This is a genomic window from Fictibacillus terranigra, assembly GCF_030412265.1.
GTDB lineage: Bacteria > Bacillota > Bacilli > Bacillales > Fictibacillaceae > Fictibacillus_C > Fictibacillus_C terrinigri.
Genome location: NZ_JAUHLN010000004.1, coordinates 53,285 through 71,513, shown reverse-complemented (window position 1 = coordinate 71,513; position 18,229 = coordinate 53,285). Strand labels below are relative to the sequence as shown.

The following is an 18,229-nucleotide window of genomic DNA, read 5'->3' as shown; positions in this document are numbered from 1 at the left end:
ACATTCGCTTAAAATACAATTATACCATTCAAATAAATTTTATGGTAGATTAAGGCTACCTGAACATGTATTCACCACTATTTTACTCATTGAAAACTACCCTTACAATTTATAAGAATCTATAATATTTAATTTTAAATAAAAAAAGATGTTCCTTTTAGTAAGCAACATCTGAATTTTTTTATTTATTTTTATTTGCTAATTCTAAATTAAGAAGTTTTAGGAATTCATAGTATAACTCATTAGATGCTTTTAATCCTGAAGCTCCATAATTTGTTGAATTGATTTTACCATCTAAACTTTTAAGTTTTATTATGTATGAATAAAAAAACTCTTCTGAGAAATCTCCTTTATAATAGCCTATTTTATATAGTACTTTTAAAAGAGCCATTATCGCGTTGTATCCTGTAGTTTTTGTTAACAGTCCTTTTGGATTTCCCCAATCTTTATTAAACACTTTTTTCAGAGACATAAAATAATTAAATAATATTTTATAAATTACTTTATCATATTGAGAAGCATACAGCTCCCAAAATATATATTTACCCTTATCATAATTAAACAATTGTAGAACATCAACTACGTTTTCTGAATTAATTTCTTTTAATTCATTTCTAATTTTATAAAAATCTTCATCCGGATAAATGTTATCCAAAATAGGTTTAGCAAACGCACTTAAACTTATAATTCCGTCGTTAGAATAATCATCTTTTGTCCCTAATAGCTTAATTTTTCCTTTCCATGGAGACTTTGTGTCAATATTAAATGTAGCAGCTATCTGTGCTGCAATTTTCCTAGGAGTATATGATGTGTCATTTTTTTCAAGATAAAAACTTATTGATGGATCAACCTTTGTATGCTCAGAGTTGATGGTTGTGAAAATTCTGGATTGTTGTTCTCTATTTAAATTTATATATATTGAAACAATTACTTCGAATTCTTGATTATTTTTATAATTTCTAAATCCCTGTAATCGATGTTGCCCATCTATAATTGAAAATGTACTTTCGCTTTCTGTTATAATCATTTCATTTTCAGAAAGACTTACTAATTTATCCTTATTAATATTTAATATAATGGACGTTGGAAAAGTTGCATCATAGGCTGTTAAGTATCCCTCTATACTCTTTACTTTATTTTCATTTAGTTTTCTTTGAATTCCCTCATATAGTTGTTTATCTTTAAGTTTTTCATTTTCTTTTCTATCTTCTTCTTTAGCTATCTTCATTATATCTGCTTTAGCCATCTGATAAAGAAGTTTTCCGGATATTTTAGTTATGTAGAGCTGACCAATAGGCTGCTTTACTTTAATGGTATGTAACTTAATATTCAACCTAATTCCCCCTTACAATTTAAATTCTTTACCTCCAATTGTAATTTCATCTATTTCTCTACTCTCTGCACCATAAGTTCTATCTCTCATATTTGTTTCATCGTATTTAGAAATTAATGCCAATATGATTGAAAAAATAAAGGTAATATACAATCCTGTTTTAACGTATCCTTTTTTGAAGAATGATGTATTCAGCTCTATTTGAATCATCAAAATTATCGATAAACATGCCGCTATAGCAGCAAATACTATTGACCAAGCAAAAACAAATCTTCTCTTCTTTTCACTTAAATACATAAGGTAAATTATTCCAACTAAAAAGCAAACCACTGTTGTTAATATACATAAAGCAATATCAAATCTCTCAATAACTTTATTAAAAGAAATTGATTTCATTCCCATAATAATAAATATATTTACAAAGATAATTCCGAAGGAGAATAATAACCAAAAAAAAGTGTCCATTATTAAACTTGGTAAAGCTTTAATAAAATCAGATACTTTATACCAGATCGTTGTATTTTCCATAATACCCCTCCTTTCGTAACTGTTATATGCTCTTGAATATTTTACATTATATCCCTATTCACCACAATAAAAGATACAAAGCACAATTATAAATCCTTAACCAAGATTTATAATGGTTAAGGATTTAATATTGAACATTTTATTAATTATTAAAAGAGTATTGAGATTCTGATATTTTCCAAATATGAACTGCAATCTCAGCTAATTCTCTCTGTCTATTATAAATACTCTCAAAGTTCCAATCAGAATATTTTAGTAGTTCTTTAGTTATTTTAAATTCTGATGCACTGTAATATTTATCTTTCTTTTCTTGAAAACTTTTATTCGAGGCTGATTGATTAAGTTTATTTTTTAGCAAAGTTAAATTACCGATTCTATCTATATAATCATCGGGAACTTCATCATATCCATCAAGAGTTTCATCCCAAATATTACTAAGTTGTTTTGGCATAATATGTTCAATGTGTACAATTTGAGAATTGTTAGCTATTGTTTCGTTAGTACCTAAATATTCATTTAATTTTTCTAGGATATACCTCTGCACCTTTTGTTTTGATATTACTTTAATAGAAAAATCTAACATGAATTGGCTATCGGTAGGTTGTTTCTTCTGAAATAAACTGAAAATTCCGTCTATACCTTCACTTCCTTCTTCCTTTAATTTCTTTGTTAATATAGTAAAAAACTTCTCTACGTCACTAGGACTATTCCCTCCTATAGTAGTGTACTTAAAAAGAAATTTTTCACATGACTCGATCAATTTTAATAGGTCGACATCATTAAGCTTAGACTTACCAATCATAATGACTGAGTATGCTGCTTTATAATTTAAGCTATTAATATTTTCTAAGCTTCTCACGATACTATAATTACCCCAATAATCGTATGAAGGATTTAAAATATTGACATATATATCAGCACTATTTGCTAAATCCTCAACAAATGATTTGACTGTAACGTGGGCTTTTTCTAAATGCTTCTTTATTTTTTCGTACAACCTTTTATCAGTTACTCTTTCATGTTTAGCTAACCAGTAGTGACGCAAGAATGTAGTAATATTAATTTGATTTAGCGACGTAGTTAAGTTTTTCCAATCCTCTTGGATTCTACGTAAATCATCTGCATATGCTCTTGAAAATAGATGATTTTTTAGTAGGTCTGCTGTCGATAAATCCATGCCCCTATCATTTAACGTTTCAAAAATTATGTAAGCGTCAGAGTCACTTGTAACACTAATACTTATCATTAAAAATCTATAAATTACTATTTCTAATATAGTTAACAGGGCATCATAATTTTCATCATTATTCTGTTTTACAAAATCATCTATATATTCCATCATGTTGTTATAGGCATCTAATAAATTAGTATTACTTGCGGTCTTCTTTGAAGAAGGCATAATAGTATAGTCTTCTAAAGTCTTTCTTCCTTCTGCATTAATTGGTGTTTGTATAAATTGTTCAAAAAACTTCATATTTACTTCTGAAAGTGTAAGTCTATATTTATCATTCCCCCTAACATCTCTTTTAGCTATATAATTTTGATGTATATTCATAGCATTATCATTCACTTGATTTTTCAAAAGAAAATCTCTAATCGCACAAAGAAAAATTGTAATTGTAGTTAATCTTTGTTGCCCATCTATAACTTCAAAAGTATTTTCTTTTTCATTTAGTACAATTGATCCTAAAAAATACTCTTTTTGATTTTCCTCTGAAACCAACATTAAGTCTTCCCAAAACTGCCTAACTTGTTCTTTTTTCCATGAATAACCCCTTTGATAAAACGGGATTTTATAAATATATGTAAACACTTCCATAACAGTTCGTTTATGGGCATCAAATTTATTCACTCTATGTACCTCCTTGATAATCATTTTATTTCCAATATTTCAAGAAAATTATAATTCCCATAATTAATTACTGTTAAACACGTAGCCCATTGTTATTCTAATTTTCATCCTAATAGTTTGTTAAATCATATAATATTCACAGTAATCTTTCACATAATTACAATTCACGTCAGTATTTTATCCGGACACGGATTACAACAAGTTGCCATTGCTGATTTTATTAACTACAAACCTATTATATTAGATAGTTTTTTACGATCAACTTATTTTATTAATCTTTAATCACTTAAAGACCTATTAAACATATTTAATCCATTACTCTACCAGGATACCAATTTGTTGAACTATCTAAAAAAAATTTCTAATACACGATTAATTTAATTCGGCTCTGGTCTTTCTGAATTTTCTTCATTAAGCGTATAGTGAGATGAAGTAATTTGCAAAAGCTTGTGGAATTTATTTAAAAATTTTAAATTCCCTCTTGATTTAACATAAGCATTTGCTTTCTCTATGTTTTTATAACTGTTTTCAATGTCCTGCCCCTTGCTATATGCCTTTAATGAAATATGCTCTACAAAATTTCTAAGTTGTGAAAGAATATTTTGTGACAATAACCCTCTGTCAGTGGCATCAAATCTATCAATATTTCTACATATGACTTTGTTTATATTTAGTATCTCTTCATTAATCCTATTCATAAACCCTCCACATAATATCATAGCTTTTTAAGCTGTATAAAACGCTTCCATAATTATACATTACAAAACCACTCAAAGTATATAATGTTTCCTTCTTTTTATCACCAATACAAAGTCCCCTGTATTTTTTTCAATTCAAGTAAAGGTTGCTCTGGTCAACCAAAGTCACTCCAAAACAACCCAGCAAGCGTCCAGCCTATACTAGAACCAGTACATTAGAGGAATAGATAGAGTGACGAAGCTAGAAGTGGATGTCTCGTCGAATTATTCGAAAAAGATTATACTCACATCAGTGTTTATGAGACATCCGAGAAGTGCAAATAGGACGGCACACCGGTAATTTATTACCTATAGGCCCTCCTAATATTTAATAGAAGCTGGTTTTTTCTTATCTAAGCCACTTTCAATATTCCTTATATTCCCATAATTCGTCGCAATGACTTCATTTAATAATGGAATCTCCTCAACATTAAAATCGTGTGTGGCAAAGAGGATGATATTGTCTTCTTTTATTTCCTTTAGTGTTTCGACCATGACATGAAGTTATCGTCATTCAATGCTTAGAATAGTTCGTCTAATAGGAGAACGTCTTAAGCCTCCATAAAGGCTGGAACAACAGGCGCTGCTTGATTCCTAAGGACTAATAGGAGTATTTCTTGACTTATGTATCTGTCAAAAGAAATAATTACTTAATATTTATCAAAATATTCAATATGAGGTCCGAAATTAATATTAGATGGTTTTTTTATAAGGATTTTTTCATTTTTAATTACATCGTTGGTATAAAGAGTTGAAACATTTAAACTTTCCAACATTTCAATAATTTCTTTATTAGGATGTGGATCGCTTTGCCTGCCGAATTTTTTATTTCCGTGACTAATAATCGCATATGTCGGATTTATTAATTTTAATGTCTTCTTATTTAAATTATGTTTACTTCCATGGTGTGGAATCTTAAGCACCGTCGCCGTTAAGGAATGTTTTATTGTTAAATAAGTTAGGATCTTTTTACTTATATCACCCGTAAACAGGACATCTAATTTATTTTTTATAAATTTAAAAACAATACTACAATCATTACTTGATTTTTTAAGCACATTAAATATAGCTATAAAAGAAGAATCACTTGGTTTCTCCACAAATTTAACAATAGACTCTCTTAATTTTAGAAGGAGACCATAAGAAAAACGAGTTCTCAACGAACTAAAATTTGAAATCTCTAGGTTATTGAAGAATAAATGTTCTATACCATCTCTAAACCGATGTCTTTCTAAAATGTTTATTAATTCTTGTGCGTATGGTTCTGAAAACCATTGTCGAATTTCTGCAAAATTACTCTTTTCAAGCTTATTAATATATTCGGTTATCTCCTTTTCGGTCAATCCAAGTATAGTTTCTGGATCTAATAAAGGATGAAAAAAATCAAAATGATTACAACTTCGCCTGCCCTCATAAATACCTATCATCTTAATAGAAGTTGATTTTGATAGTTTATGTAATAAATGAAAAGCAGAAACTGTATTCTTTGCACTTAAGAATGCCCCGTTAATATAAGAAACGTTTTGGATACCTCTAAGGTTTAGTATTTTATCTGTAATTAAAGAAATTTCTTCAAAAAACAATGGCATCCAAATCTCTTTCAGCCCATTTTTATGACCTAATGAATTAATAAAAAATAAAAGCCCTCCAATATGATCTTGATGTGCGTGTGATAATATTAATATTTTATTGTGAAGAGGTGCACCAGCCTGCGATACATCATATTGACCATTACCCAAATCTATATAAATGTCGTGCTCATTATAGAGACATCCTTTTTCTATAGAAAGTATTGAAGAATCTCCCTGCCCCACATTCAAAACCTTTAGTGTACTCATAACACTTTACTCCTTTTAAAAAATGGTAATTAGTTCACAAAAATTTAGCTTAGATCTATGATGACCCTTGTCGTTGAGTAGATAATTAGAAGTCAAAGAAAAAAACCCTGTGATAATGCACTAATTAAGATTAGCACTATGCAAGAAGGAATCTTAGACATTGTTGATTATATTAGTCACCTGTAAGTTTTTTAAAATCATAAATTGGCAAATGGAATCTATATAATATTAATAGAGTTTTTTTTATAAACTTTTCGTGCACAATTAGAACCAACTTAATACAATGACTATTCCTCTCTCTTATTTTAAATTATACATTATATTACATATTTTTCAATTTAATTGAAAAATTCTCAGATGTCCTCTTCCCACTCTGCCCAATCTTCGAAACAACTGCCCAAAGCAAGTGTCAATCGGATTTTACACACCCTGAGTATAGGCCGTATTCCTGATCTGCTCTCTTCTTTTCGCCAGTCCTATCCCAAGGTTAATTTCCGGCTTGGGCAAGGGCCTTCCCATTAGCTGATTTCCCAGCTGATGGCGGGGGAATTTGACCTCTGCCTTATAGCGCCGATGGAGAGCAAATCCCCCATTGTCTGGACTCAACTATGGAATGTGGAGCTTTATGTCATCGTTCCGAAAGACCATAAGTACGCTGATCGAAAGGACATCACCCTGGAAGAAATCTCGGACGAATCTTTTATCCATTTAAAAGAAGGGTTTTCTCTTCGCATCACCGTCGAGCAATTATTTCAGGAGGCGGGGCTTACCCCTAAGATTACGTTTGAAGGAGAAGAGCCGATACGGTGGCAGCACTCGTTGCAGCTGGCCTCGGCATTTCCATTCTCCCAAACTTAAAAGGAACAGATCAAAGCAAAATCACCCAAATCCCTATACAAAATCCGCAATGCCAAAGGACAATCGGAATTGCCTGGGTTGAGGGACGATATGTACCGCCTTCTGTGCAGAAGTTTAAGCAGTTTGTTCTGTAGAACTCATATGCATAAAAAAAAAGCAACAGATCATAAAGTGTCTGTTGCTTACTTCTTCTAGGGATTAGCCGTGCCATTAACTCCACTTACCTTAATACTCCCCTTTGATAACAAAGAACGAGCCATTCCACCGCCTCCTTAAAGCATTCTGCTTTTCGGACGCAACGCCCACGAGGCAATATTTAGTGCGGCATATGAAAGCGGAAGGATAATATTAAAGCCGTAATCACCATAATCGTTAGCAAACGCATGAGATAAAGCTGCACCAGTCATTAAAAAGAAGATACCAGCGTGAACCCATTCTTTAAGCCGTGGAAAACCTGGTACGACGAGAGCGATGGATCCAAGTACTTTCCATATCCCAAGAATGGTCAAGATGTATAATGGGTAACCAATCTTCGTCACTAGCTCGACGTTGCCCCCAAATTGCATCAGTTGACCGATACCACTTAACATAATAGCTGCTGTGAGTAGTAATGTAACTGACCAATAGGAAATCATTTTTCCTTGGGGCCTTGATTCTACTTTCGCGGTTGTTTCCGTACCAATAATCTTACTCATTTATTTCCCTCCTCATAATGGCATATGATTACCAAAACGGAAATAAAGTGCCCATATCATCAGAATGCTCGTGGTTAAATAAGATAGCAGACTATCATGGACGTTTGTAAACACTTCTTTGAAAATGATAGCTTCATCTACTATACGGTTTTGTTTCCTTTAATATTCTCCTTTAATGACAAAGAACGAGCCCCGAATGGTTCCAGCGAGTTTGGACTTCTGTCTGGCAAACTTAAACTTTCCTTCCAGCTCCTTTGGGATCTCCATCCCTTCAGAAAGCTTAAAACCAACGGCCCGCTTCTTGGGGTTATCCACTGTATACATGACGTTGACCGCAAGACCATCCTCATAAAAGACGTAGGCAAATTGGATGTTTTCCACTTGAAACCTCGACGTTTCCAAAGGTTTGGCCGCAAACTCAATATCACGTTCTTCTTTTAGAATCCGGTTCACATAATCAAGTGTCTCCTGGCTTTCGCTGGCTGGTACAACTGTAAATTCGTGCTTGTATTTGTTCATGAAGTAACGGGCTTCATTCGCACGTAAACCAGCAAGCGCTTCTGCTGCAGGTGAAGCCTCCAGACCTGTTTCAGACACATTTTTAAAATCAACGGTATAGCTCATTGCCTTTCCTCCCTACGATTATTTTCGGATAACAGGAATCCACATTTCACCATAGATCAAGCCGTTACGCTGCCCCATCTCAACCGATGCATTGGGTCCGCCAACATAGGCCACATTCTTTGCTTCTGGCAGGACTTGCCCAAAGGCAACTGCCGCAAGCTTATTATTCAGATCATCAGCCGATTCCCCTTCCCCTTTGACCACTACGTATTCCCCTTTAGGAAATTGGATCACTCTTGCTTCTTCTGGTGCCTGTTCCTCTGTCATAACGCCGGCATAATGCATCATCTTGTTGTTCACCGCTTCATTCACCGCAAAAATGTAGTCATTTGACGCCATGGATTTTAACGAATCCAGCCTTCCATCCTGGCCGACTGCCTGCCAAAAGTCTGCCTTTTCCTTGTGAATCCCCGCATAGTCTGTGTAATCGCTCTTTAGCTCCGTTCCAAGACCGATCACGGTAAAGCCTTCTTTTTCTTCCAGGGTATAATTCGCCATGTTCAATACCTCTCTTCTCCATTTTTTTAATGATTGTATTCATCGCTTGATAGGTATATCATAGCCTTAAATCATGTCAAAAAATGATACTGTTTAGGAGCTCCGATGAAAAAAGTTGAGCGGATCAATGTCATTATGCGCTATATCAACAATCGTGCCCAATTTACCATTTCTGAAATCATGCGGGAGTTTAACATCTCCCGTTCGACCGCCATTCGGGATATCAGGGAAATTGAAGCCATGGGGATGCCGCTTGTCGCTGAGGTTGGAAGCGATGGAGGTTATTTTGTCATGCACAACTCTGTCCTGCCCGATGTCCGCTTTACGAATCATGAAGTTAAAGCGCTTTTTATTGCCTTTATGGCCACCAGAAACCAGCAGCTCCCCTATCTGAAGAGCCGTCAGTCTTTAGCTGAAAAATTACTGGGTCTGATATCCGAAAACCAGCAGGATGACCTCGTTCTTTTAAATCAGATTTTGCTGTTTGAAGGAACGAACCCGCATAACCCTGATTTACTGGACCTCTCTGACCTTCCCCATCCCATGCTGGAAACACTCATCCAAACCCTTCTAGTGGACCGCTATTTATGCATTACCATTAAAGAAAAGACATCATATCCAATTTACCTCTTGCACCTTTACCGTGAAAAAAGCACCTGGCTGATTGAAGGCTTTGACTTAAAGGAAGAAAAGAAGAAAATCATTCCTGTCGATCATCTCACTGAGGTTAAACCCTACCCAGCGAAGAAAAGAGTCAGCAGGAAAAAGATCCTGGAAAAGCTGAGTAAACAGGAGGAAGCCATGAATCTTGTTGTTGAACTCGGTCCAAAAGCCATTGCCCAGTTCAAAAAGTACCATCCTTTAAAAGTATCCATTTCCTATACCAATCCTTATCAGACCACAGCTTTATTAAAAACGTTTATCGATGTTCATAAGCAAGAAGAACTTAATGAAGTCACCAATTGGCTGCTGTTTCTGGGGGAAGATATCAAGGTTAGGGAAATGCCGGAAGAGGTTTTGGAAGGTATTGAAGATAGGTTAGGTATATACGGGCCATGAGCAGTGCTTTGTTTATGGGGCCCATGCCTTTTTCGCTAATAAAGAGGAAAACGATTCAGCCATCGAAAAGTCCCTTTAGAGACATACCGGATTAAACTTCGGAACATGGGAGGTAGACATGAAGATCCATAGAATTGATCATGTGGGTATCATTGTAGAGGACCTTGCTGCTGCAAAAGCATTTTTTCTTGAACTTGGGCTTAATGCTGCTGGGGGAAGCAGACATAAATAATCCTGGGTTTGGCCACTATTTCACTTTGGAATCGCCTGTTTATACCTACGCGGCGCCTTTCTAAATAAGGAATAATTTTTTTGAAGCATGAATGGCTATTACTATCCGCTCCCTTCTCTCAAAAAAACTAACGGAACCTGTGTCACCTGATTCCGTTAGCAATACTTCATTTAAGACACCATTTTTCTCGGAACACTTCTACAGTTCCCCCATACCATCAAGATTCTTTGAAACAAAGTTATCGAGCAAGGCACGCACTTCATCTGTTGATTTTGTGCTCATCAATTGATTTCTTAATTCACCTGCTCCCCGGAAGCCTTTGACATAGATCTTAAAAAAGCGATGAATAGCTGTGAAAGGTCGCAGCTCCAATTCGGAGTATTGATCAAGGAGATCCAGATGAAGTCTTAAGAGATCCAGCAATTCTTTACTGCTATGCTCTTTTGGCTTCTTTTCAAAGGCGAATGGGTTATGGAAAATACCACGCCCAATCATAACCCCGTCCACACCATATTGTTCTGCGAGCTTCAAGCCCGTTTGACGGTCGGGAATATCTCCATTGATCGTCAACAGTGTATCCGGTGCAACCTCGTCACGAAGTTTCTTGATCTCCGGGATCAGCTCCCAATGCGCATCGACTTTGCTCATTTCATCTCTTGTGCGCAGATGAATGGATAGATTGACAATGTCTTGTTTTAAGATGTGTTTCAGCCAATCCTTCCATTCGTCTATCTCAGAAAAACCAAGTCTAGTCTTTACACTTACAGGTAATCCTCCTGCTTTTGCGGCTTGTATTAGCTCTGCCGCAACTTCCGGACGACGGATCAGGCCGCTCCCCTTCCCATTCTTTGTTACATTCGGTACAGGACAGCCCATATTGATATCAATACCCCGAAAGCCCATATCCGCCATACCGATGCTCATTTGCCGGAAATTTTCAGGATTATCTCCCCATATGTGGGCTACCATTGGCTGTTCATCCTCAGTAAACGTCAAACGCCCTTTCACACTCCGAATCCCTTCTGGATGACAATAACTTTCACTGTTTGTGAACTCTGTAAAAAAAACATCAGGTCTGCCAGCTTCACTCACTACATGACGAAAAACAACATCCGTCACTTCTTCCATTGGTGCTAATATAAAAAATGGTCGTGGTAGATCACGCCAAAAATTGTCTTTCATGTTCAAATCCAAATCCTCTCATGATGGGAAACTTCATGAACCCTTATCCCAAAATTAAAAAGCAAGATGTCCCTGCTTCCTTTACATTTATACCATGCTTAAACCCTTATTATCAAACGGATTCGTTCTACCTCTATTAGCCAGTATTCCACTGTTATAGTTAAAATAAAGATTTACCAGGAAAAAACCCCAAAATCGCAAACATATGTTTTAGCGAGATCAGGGCCAGACTGGTAAATATTCTATTTTATTTAGATAGTTTCAATTCCAAATTCGCCATACATTCCTCGTGCACCATTAGTAAGATCATGGCGTGAACAATTTCCACTGCCCTTCAGATACCACTTCGACCTCTCCATCAATCACTTTAATGGCGGTTTGATCATCCATTGCATACGCCGGCCCCTGCATCCCGGCTGCCCATTTCTCTGCGTTAGCCATCGTGTTGTACGGCAGCATCTCGTGCTTCAGATGCGGGAACATGGCAAAATCGACCAGGTTCAACGTTTCATCACCGCCGTTGGGTGGAGTCCAGTTAACGAAGAATTCCCCGATGTTCGGTGCCATCACCATGCTACCAGCACTTAACCCTACATAGACTGAATCCAGCGACGGCAAGAGTTCTGCCAGCCCGGACTGCTTCATCCAGTAATTCAAATACAATGGATCACCGCCATCCACTAACAGAACGTCAATCTCCTTCACCATAGGAACCCAATGCTCTTTACCGAGGCTCGGCAGCGCCGAGAGTTCCAGCACCCCCATAGACTTCCAGCCCACCTCACACATCGGTGCCCCGGATTGTCCATTCAAGAACTTCCATGCGTTCCATGCACCTCCGGGTATGGCGTACACCGCAGTAGGTATACAGAGAGCGTTGGACTCTTCAATCGGCTTGTCCAGCATGTCAACCAGCGCATCACGAATGCTTTTGTTACTAATGCCCCCAGATGTAAGAAGTAATTTCATAACACATCTCCCTCGTCTTTATGTGTCTATAATTCTTCTGACTTATATTATGGGTATGCAGATTCCTGTTCTATCTTAATGTTTATATGAGGGTGTAATTAGAGTCAAGAGAAAATCGATTCAACTCGCAATTTGGAAAACCATTACAAGAACACGAAAAAGACAACTTCCACATAAGGTTAGTTGCCTTCTCTTAATAAAAGTTGCGCTACACACTCCACATGTCTGGACTGTATGTGGCAACACATGAGATGTTGGTGAGTTTTTACACTTTTTAAATGCTTTATCAAACTTATTCGTTTCATTTTGAGAAGGAAGGCTATCTATTACAACAATTTATCGAATTTTGGAAAAATATGAATTATATTGACTATATTTTGAATTTAATGTTATTATATGGTAGTTATTTGGCCTAATAACTACCAACTCAAAAGGGGAATACCTATGAAATCAAAGTTTAAAAGAATTGTAGGAATCTTAGTCTTTACCTCTGTTATGATAATGCCAATTAGTGCATTAGCTGCCTCTAAAAGTTTTACATTTGATATGACACATCAATTAGCAATAGGTACATACACTTCTACAAAAGGTACTGTTACTGGTACAGTTAATATGAGTAGCTGGGGTGGAGAAGATTACTTTACAATTCACATTTATAAAAAGGGACTTATCTCATCTACACTTGTTGATAAATTGCAATACGAGAAATCCAGTTCTGGATCACCTTATACCGATTCAAGCAGTGCCGTTACAACTGGAGAATCATATGGTTATGAAATTTGGAAAAACCAAAATGGTCTAAGGATTAAAGGTTCTGGATCTTTAAGTTACTAAAATAAGTTTGGGGTTATCGTATGTTAAATGGTGTTTTTCCTAGTATTGTTATAATCATTTGTTTTGCGCTGATTTTTGGTAGTAAGTTTTTAAAGCGGTCAATTACTGGCTTACAGTTTTTTTATTGGATGATAGTTGGTCTCTATGTTGCCGGATTAGTATCTGTTACTTTATTTCCCTTTCCATACCAAAAGTTTTTAATAGATACTATGATTGAAGATAAATTAGGACTGCCAAATAACTATATTCCTTTTAACGGAATAAAAGAAGCCATCCAAACCGGTTACTATCCTGTGATAATAAAACAAATAGGTGGTAACATCTTATTATTTATTCCACTTGGATTTGCATTGCCTATACTATATTCAAATATAAAGAAGAAAAAGGTTATTCTCATCAGCTTCCTGGTAAGTTTAACGATTGAAACAACCCAGCTTATTGCTGGTAAATTAATAGGGTATAATTATCGAGCATTTGACGTTGATGACCTCATGATGAACACTCTTGGCGCATTTATAGGCTTAATAATTTTTAAATTGTTATTTACGTTTCTAAAGAAAAATAATTTACTTATCAATCAAAAATCAGCATAAATCAATCCTAAAAAAGGACAGACCTCTATTTCTGAGTTTTGTCCTTTTCTCGATCCATGCATTAACTCTGTGGCACTCTTCCACCATTAAAAATATTTTGAACAACCGTTGTGTCTGGACTGTATGTGGCAACACATGGGATGTTGGTGATCATAAAAAACAAACGGATCCAGTGTCACCTGCTTCTGTTGACGATATTTAATTTAAAATTCTGGAGCAATGCCGCACTTCATCTGTTGACTTTGCCGTCATTAATTAATTTCTTAATTCACTTATCTTTACTGCTTTAAACGGTATTCAGCTGTTGTTTTCTTTAATTGATCGGAACAGTTGACTGATCTTATTTCACTAACAAATGTAGAAACTAATAGTAGTAAACCACCAAGCATCTGAACAATTGCCATCTTTTCTTGCAGGATTACTACAGAAATTAATATAGCTACAAATGGATCCACATAACTCAGCATAGCTATACTCTGTCCTTTTAAACCCTCCATACCAGAGAAAAATAACCAAAACCCAATCCCGGTATTAATAATCCCTAAAATTAAGATAAAAGGAATGGAAAAGCTTGATACTTCAAAGATACGAAAGCTGGAAGTCATGAAAATATAGGGCATTAAAAGCAAAGTGGTTACTCCCAGCTGAATGATGGTCAACTCTAACTTGCTCATATCTTTAATAAATTTATTTAGAAGCAATAACGCAGCATAAAATCCTGCTGCGATTAATCCAAACAAAAGTCCAAGAAAATCATCTGTGCTGGATGCTTTCAGGCCAACTCCTACAATCATTAACATTCCTATGATTGCTGCACCAATACACACAATTTTCTTGATAGATAATGGTTCCCCAAGTACAAATGGTGAAAGAATCATCACAAAAACAGGCGCAAAGTAATAACCTAGCGTTGCATTAGCAATTGTTGTATGGTCATAAGATTGGTAAAGAAAAATCCAATTACCTCCCAATGCTATGCTTGAAAGGATCAAAATTAAAGCATTTGATCTAACTGAATTCCATGATATTTTTTTCTTAGTTGCTAAGAATATTAACAATAAAAATAAGCAGCCTATGGAACTGCTTAGTAAAGCTCTCTCGCTCGAAGTTAGATCAATGTTTCGTGCAACTAAACCAATTGTACTGAAAATAACCATTGATAATATAAACTGAATTTTAGATTTCATCATTTACTCCTACGGATCCACGAAACAGCTTATCTTCGCAGATGCTTAATTAGTTTATATTTTGCATTTCGATTACTTTCGGAATGTGCTTTGCATAGGTTAGGAAGTTATTGACGATGAGCTCAGTTTTAACCTTCATATACATCCATACCACTCTTCTAAAAGAACATCCTTATCGAAAACCACTTAAGGTTTTTCTTGTCCATTAAAACACCGAATACAGTAGCTGCTCCAATTTTCACGCCAATAATTTGTTCCATGAGTTCCGCAGGGGCAAAAGAAACACGTGATATGCCGAGTATTGCTGAAATTCTTTGCTTTGAACGGTTTATCTGCGGTGGTTATATATAAATAAAATTCAGTTTTTTTACTATTACAGAGAAACAGCGTTTTTACCATTTTCATATCCAATTTGTGATTAATCTCAATGCAGTCCTCCATTGAAATGGCTTCATCTGGATTCACACGCTTAAATGGAATCTGTAACTCTGCCAATGATTCATAGATCTTTTCTTGAAGATAAGACTTGTAGCTATCCGGTGCTTTTCCCATAATATCACTCACAAAAAACATCGTTATACACCTTTTCCTTTCCTAACTTGAATAATGAATAGCAATAATGTATCATACCCACATCCATTACAAAAACGAATGTTTATCATGATATCCATGATAAAACCAGATGGAATGAGGAAAGAGCTATGAATATCCAAAAATATATGGCATTTGTCAAAGCAGTAGAATTGGGCAGTTTTACAAAAGCTGCCGAAATATTGGACTATTCACAGTCCGGGATTAGCCGTATGATTAATGATTTAGAAAAGGAATGGGGGATTTTTCTTTTTGAAAGAGGACGTACGGGTATCAATTTAACCTCGGAAGGTTTAAAATTATTGCCTCAATTAAAGAGAATTTGCAATGAATACGAAATCTTAATGGAAGCAAATTGGAGACTTGCATAATTTGGAATCCGGTATCATTCGCATTGGGACATTTTCCAGCGTAGCATCTCATTGGCTTCCTAACATTATTAATATTTTCAAGAAGGATTACCCAATGATTGATTTTGAATTTCTGCTTGGTGATTACACGGAAATTGAAAGCTGGATCCTTAATGGGCGTGTTGACTTTGGATTTGTGCGGCTGCCGACAACAGCAGAACTTGAAACTGTATTTTTGGAACAAGACCGTTTGCTGGTAGTGATCCCACACGATCATCCTCTTTCTAATTGCGAAAAGTTTCCCATCAACGGCTTACTGACCAGTCCATTTATGCTATTGGAAAAGGGAGCGAAAACGGAGATTTCCGAAATTTTTGAGAGACACCAAATCGCACCGCATGTTAACTTTACAACATGGGATGACTATGCCATTATGTCTATGGTGGAAAATGGGCTAGGAATCAGTATATTACCAGAATTGATATTACAGCGTATTCCACACAAAATTATTGCTAAAGAGCTTGAACTTCCTGCCTTTAGAAATATTGGTGTTGCTATGAGGGAACAAAAATCCCTTTCCCTTGCGTCCAAGAAATTTTTAGAATATTTATCATATAGGAACAGAGAGTAAATGAGTATGATGATTCAAAAAACCAATGCGCAAATGAAAATTTGTTCTCAATCTTGGAGATAAGCTAAAAGAAGTCCCAAACTCAAGGAACTCCCCAAAGTTCCTCATCTCATTCATTAGTTGATAAAGGTACCTGTGGACAAGACGGCAGCATTTGTATTCAATACAGCTTCGTTAATCCATTTCAAGAAACATAAAAAAGGCAACACCCATAAGGGTTAGTTGCCTTCTTTTACTATAAGTTGCGCCACACACTCCACATGTGTCGTCTGCGGAAACATATCCACCGGCTGCACTTCTACTGTCTTAAATCCACCATCTTCAAGTATCCTCAAATCCCTCGCCAGCGTTGACGGATTACAGCTCACATACACCACACGCTTGGGCTTCATTTCAATAATCGTTTGAAGCAGAGCTTCGTCACACCCTTTTCTTGGCGGATCGACGACAATGACATCCGGTGTGATGCCTTGCTCCTTCCATCGAGGAATCACCACTTCCGATTCCCCTACAGCAAACTCCGCATTGTCCATTCCGTTCAGTTCCGCATTACGTCTTGCATCTTCAATGGCTTCCGGTACAATCTCTACTCCATATACCTTCTTCGCCTTTTGCGCCAGGAAAAGGGAGATCGTTCCGATGCCGCAATAGGCGTCGATGACGGTTTCGTCCCCTGTTAACTCCGCATACTTGAGGGCCTGGTCGTACAGCACCTTCGTTTGCTGCGGGTTGATCTGGTAGAAGGAGCGGGCGGAGATGGCGAATTTGATGTCGCCGATATAATCGTAAATATATTCCGAGCCCCAGATGACTTTCGTTTCGTCACCGAAGATCACGTTTGTTCGTCGTGTGTTCACGTTTTGCACGACCGATTTGACCTGTGGAATGGTCTGGACGATGTCATCCACAATCTTTTTGCGGTTCGGCAGATCTTTGCCGTTCGTCACCAGGACGATCATCAGCTCGTTCGTTGTTTTGCCGAAGCGGGCGATGACGTGGCGGATGATGCCTTTATGGCGCTTCTCTTCATACGGAGAGATGCCGTACTTGTTCAGGATGTCCTTGACCGCCTGGATCGCTTCGTCGGCGGTGTCGCCGGTGATGATGCACGTGTCCATCTCCACGATCTCATGGCTTCCCCTTCTGAAAAAGCCGGTGATGAGCTGGCCTTCGCGTTCGCCGACCGGCACCTGGGCTTTGTTCCGGTAGCGCCATGGCTCGTCCCCCATGCCGAGTGTCGGCAGGACAGGTACGTTGTCGAGCTTGCCGATCCGCTGAAGTACATCCTCAACCTGCTTGCGTTTGAATTCCAGCTGTCCTTCATAAGACAGATGCTGAAGCTGGCAGCCGCCGCAGCCTCTTTTATAGACCGGGCATGGCGGGTCGACCCGCTGCCCGCTAGCTTCGGTTAGTTCCATCAAACGGCCGAAGCCGTAGCCTTTTTTTACGCCGACGACCTTCACCTGGGCTTTCTCGCCCGGCAGGCCGTTCGGGACAAACAGCGGGAATCCATCGACCTTTGCCACTCCGGCTCCGTCATGGGTCAGATCCGTGAATTCCACCTCTATGATTTCATTTTTTGAAACCGGCACATTTGCCTTCGTCATTGTACATCGATCCTTTATGTTCAGTTCTTTC

The 18,229-nt window shown here is 36.9% G+C and carries 16 protein-coding genes and 2 pseudogenes; 5 read left to right on the top strand and 13 right to left on the bottom strand.

Annotated elements, in window-relative coordinates:
• Window positions 1–181: 181 nt before the first annotated feature.
• The 5 genes from QYF49_RS18295 to QYF49_RS18275 all read right to left on the bottom strand — a co-directional run bounded on the left by QYF49_RS18295 (window position 182) and on the right by QYF49_RS18275 (window position 6,288).
• The gene (locus QYF49_RS18295) at window positions 182–1,333 is read right to left on the bottom strand and encodes a DGQHR domain-containing protein (RefSeq protein ID WP_290401051.1); all 1,152 of its coding nucleotides are present in this window, start codon (window positions 1,331–1,333) and stop codon (window positions 182–184) included.
• 12 nt (window positions 1,334–1,345) lie between these two features.
• A complete protein-coding gene (locus QYF49_RS18290) occupies window positions 1,346–1,861 on the bottom strand; it encodes a hypothetical protein (protein WP_290401050.1) in 516 nt (171 codons plus the stop codon).
• A 142-nt stretch (window positions 1,862–2,003) separates the two neighbouring features.
• Window positions 2,004–3,713, bottom strand: a complete 1,710-nt coding sequence (locus QYF49_RS18285) for a DUF262 domain-containing protein (RefSeq protein WP_290401049.1) — start codon at window positions 3,711–3,713, stop codon at window positions 2,004–2,006.
• Window positions 3,714–4,090: 377 nt separating this feature from the next.
• The gene (locus QYF49_RS18280) at window positions 4,091–4,411 is read right to left on the bottom strand and encodes a hypothetical protein (protein ID WP_290401048.1); all 321 of its coding nucleotides are present in this window, start codon (window positions 4,409–4,411) and stop codon (window positions 4,091–4,093) included.
• Window positions 4,412–5,100: 689 nt separating this feature from the next.
• Window positions 5,101–6,288 (bottom strand): ComEC/Rec2 family competence protein, encoded by a 1,188-nt coding sequence (locus tag QYF49_RS18275; RefSeq protein ID WP_290401047.1) that lies wholly within the window; start codon window positions 6,286–6,288, stop codon window positions 5,101–5,103.
• A gap of 420 nt (window positions 6,289–6,708) precedes the next feature.
• Here QYF49_RS18275 and QYF49_RS25840 point away from each other — a divergent pair.
• Window positions 6,709–7,280, top strand: a pseudogene (locus tag QYF49_RS25840) (LysR substrate-binding domain-containing protein); the annotation flags it as partial.
• Between the two features lie 138 nt (window positions 7,281–7,418).
• Here QYF49_RS25840 and QYF49_RS18260 read toward each other — a convergent pair.
• The 3 genes from QYF49_RS18260 to QYF49_RS18250 all read right to left on the bottom strand — a co-directional run bounded on the left by QYF49_RS18260 (window position 7,419) and on the right by QYF49_RS18250 (window position 8,963).
• Window positions 7,419–7,841, bottom strand: coding sequence for a DoxX family protein (locus QYF49_RS18260; protein ID WP_290401044.1), 423 nt, complete (start codon window positions 7,839–7,841; stop codon window positions 7,419–7,421).
• Window positions 7,842–8,000: 159 nt separating this feature from the next.
• Window positions 8,001–8,465 (bottom strand): phage tail protein, encoded by a 465-nt coding sequence (locus QYF49_RS18255; protein ID WP_290401043.1) that lies wholly within the window; start codon window positions 8,463–8,465, stop codon window positions 8,001–8,003.
• A gap of 18 nt (window positions 8,466–8,483) precedes the next feature.
• Window positions 8,484–8,963: a GyrI-like domain-containing protein gene (locus tag QYF49_RS18250; RefSeq protein WP_290401042.1), complete on the bottom strand. Its 480-nt coding sequence runs from the start codon at window positions 8,961–8,963 to the stop codon at window positions 8,484–8,486.
• Window positions 8,964–9,068: 105 nt separating this feature from the next.
• Here QYF49_RS18250 and QYF49_RS18245 point away from each other — a divergent pair, with 105 nt between their 5' ends.
• Window positions 9,069–10,022 (top strand): helix-turn-helix transcriptional regulator, encoded by a 954-nt coding sequence (locus QYF49_RS18245; RefSeq protein WP_290401041.1) that lies wholly within the window; start codon window positions 9,069–9,071, stop codon window positions 10,020–10,022.
• Window positions 10,023–10,452: 430 nt separating this feature from the next.
• On the opposite strand, the gene QYF49_RS18235 is transcribed toward QYF49_RS18245, so the two are convergent.
• Together QYF49_RS18235 and QYF49_RS18230 are read right to left on the bottom strand one after the other, a co-directional pair.
• Window positions 10,453–11,436 carry a tRNA dihydrouridine synthase gene (locus QYF49_RS18235; RefSeq protein ID WP_290401040.1) on the bottom strand — a complete coding sequence of 328 codons (984 nt, stop codon included), beginning with the start codon at window positions 11,434–11,436 and terminating at the stop codon, window positions 10,453–10,455.
• Between the two features lie 306 nt (window positions 11,437–11,742).
• A complete protein-coding gene (locus QYF49_RS18230; protein ID WP_290401039.1) occupies window positions 11,743–12,405 on the bottom strand; it encodes a Type 1 glutamine amidotransferase-like domain-containing protein in 663 nt (220 codons plus the stop codon).
• A 444-nt stretch (window positions 12,406–12,849) separates the two neighbouring features.
• Between QYF49_RS18230 and QYF49_RS18225 the strand changes: the two genes are divergently transcribed.
• Window positions 12,850–13,239 (top strand): hypothetical protein, encoded by a 390-nt coding sequence (locus QYF49_RS18225; RefSeq protein WP_290401038.1) that lies wholly within the window; start codon window positions 12,850–12,852, stop codon window positions 13,237–13,239.
• A 20-nt stretch (window positions 13,240–13,259) separates the two neighbouring features.
• Window positions 13,260–13,832 carry a VanZ family protein gene (locus QYF49_RS18220; RefSeq protein WP_290401037.1) on the top strand — a complete coding sequence of 191 codons (573 nt, stop codon included), beginning with the start codon at window positions 13,260–13,262 and terminating at the stop codon, window positions 13,830–13,832.
• 278 nt (window positions 13,833–14,110) lie between these two features.
• Here QYF49_RS18220 and QYF49_RS18215 read toward each other — a convergent pair whose 3' ends face one another.
• Entirely contained in the window at window positions 14,111–15,019 is a 909-nt protein-coding gene (locus QYF49_RS18215) for a DMT family transporter (RefSeq protein WP_290401359.1), read from the bottom strand.
• Window positions 15,020–15,205: 186 nt separating this feature from the next.
• Window positions 15,206–15,592, bottom strand: coding sequence for a YbaK/EbsC family protein (locus QYF49_RS18210; RefSeq protein ID WP_290401036.1), 387 nt, complete (start codon window positions 15,590–15,592; stop codon window positions 15,206–15,208).
• 128 nt (window positions 15,593–15,720) lie between these two features.
• On the opposite strand from QYF49_RS18210, the pseudogene QYF49_RS18205 reads away from it, so the two are divergent.
• A pseudogene (locus tag QYF49_RS18205) lies at window positions 15,721–16,591 on the top strand (LysR family transcriptional regulator).
• A 218-nt stretch (window positions 16,592–16,809) separates the two neighbouring features.
• Here QYF49_RS18205 and rlmD read toward each other — a convergent pair.
• On the bottom strand, window positions 16,810–18,198 hold the full coding sequence (gene rlmD, locus QYF49_RS18200; RefSeq protein ID WP_290401035.1) for a 23S rRNA (uracil(1939)-C(5))-methyltransferase RlmD: 1,389 nt from the start codon (window positions 18,196–18,198) through the stop codon (window positions 16,810–16,812).
• Window positions 18,199–18,229 lie beyond the last annotated feature (31 nt).

Coding starts and splice junctions, on each gene's coding strand:
- QYF49_RS18280 (WP_290401048.1), bottom strand. CDS start 4,411: ATGAATAGGATTAATGAAGAGATACTAAATATAAACAAAGTCATATGT.
- QYF49_RS18220 (WP_290401037.1), top strand. CDS start 13,260: ATGTTAAATGGTGTTTTTCCTAGTATTGTTATAATCATTTGTTTTGCG.
- QYF49_RS18210 (WP_290401036.1), bottom strand. CDS start 15,592: ATGTTTTTTGTGAGTGATATTATGGGAAAAGCACCGGATAGCTACAAG.
- QYF49_RS18215 (WP_290401359.1), bottom strand. CDS start 15,019: ATGAAATCTAAAATTCAGTTTATATTATCAATGGTTATTTTCAGTACA.
- QYF49_RS18260 (WP_290401044.1), bottom strand. CDS start 7,841: ATGAGTAAGATTATTGGTACGGAAACAACCGCGAAAGTAGAATCAAGG.
- QYF49_RS18230 (WP_290401039.1), bottom strand. CDS start 12,405: ATGAAATTACTTCTTACATCTGGGGGCATTAGTAACAAAAGCATTCGT.
- rlmD (WP_290401035.1), bottom strand. CDS start 18,198: ATGACGAAGGCAAATGTGCCGGTTTCAAAAAATGAAATCATAGAGGTG.
- QYF49_RS18290 (WP_290401050.1), bottom strand. CDS start 1,861: ATGGAAAATACAACGATCTGGTATAAAGTATCTGATTTTATTAAAGCT.
- QYF49_RS18275 (WP_290401047.1), bottom strand. CDS start 6,288: ATGAGTACACTAAAGGTTTTGAATGTGGGGCAGGGAGATTCTTCAATA.
- QYF49_RS18255 (WP_290401043.1), bottom strand. CDS start 8,465: ATGAGCTATACCGTTGATTTTAAAAATGTGTCTGAAACAGGTCTGGAG.
- QYF49_RS18225 (WP_290401038.1), top strand. CDS start 12,850: ATGAAATCAAAGTTTAAAAGAATTGTAGGAATCTTAGTCTTTACCTCT.
- QYF49_RS18250 (WP_290401042.1), bottom strand. CDS start 8,963: ATGGCGAATTATACCCTGGAAGAAAAAGAAGGCTTTACCGTGATCGGT.
- QYF49_RS18245 (WP_290401041.1), top strand. CDS start 9,069: ATGAAAAAAGTTGAGCGGATCAATGTCATTATGCGCTATATCAACAAT.
- QYF49_RS18235 (WP_290401040.1), bottom strand. CDS start 11,436: ATGAAAGACAATTTTTGGCGTGATCTACCACGACCATTTTTTATATTA.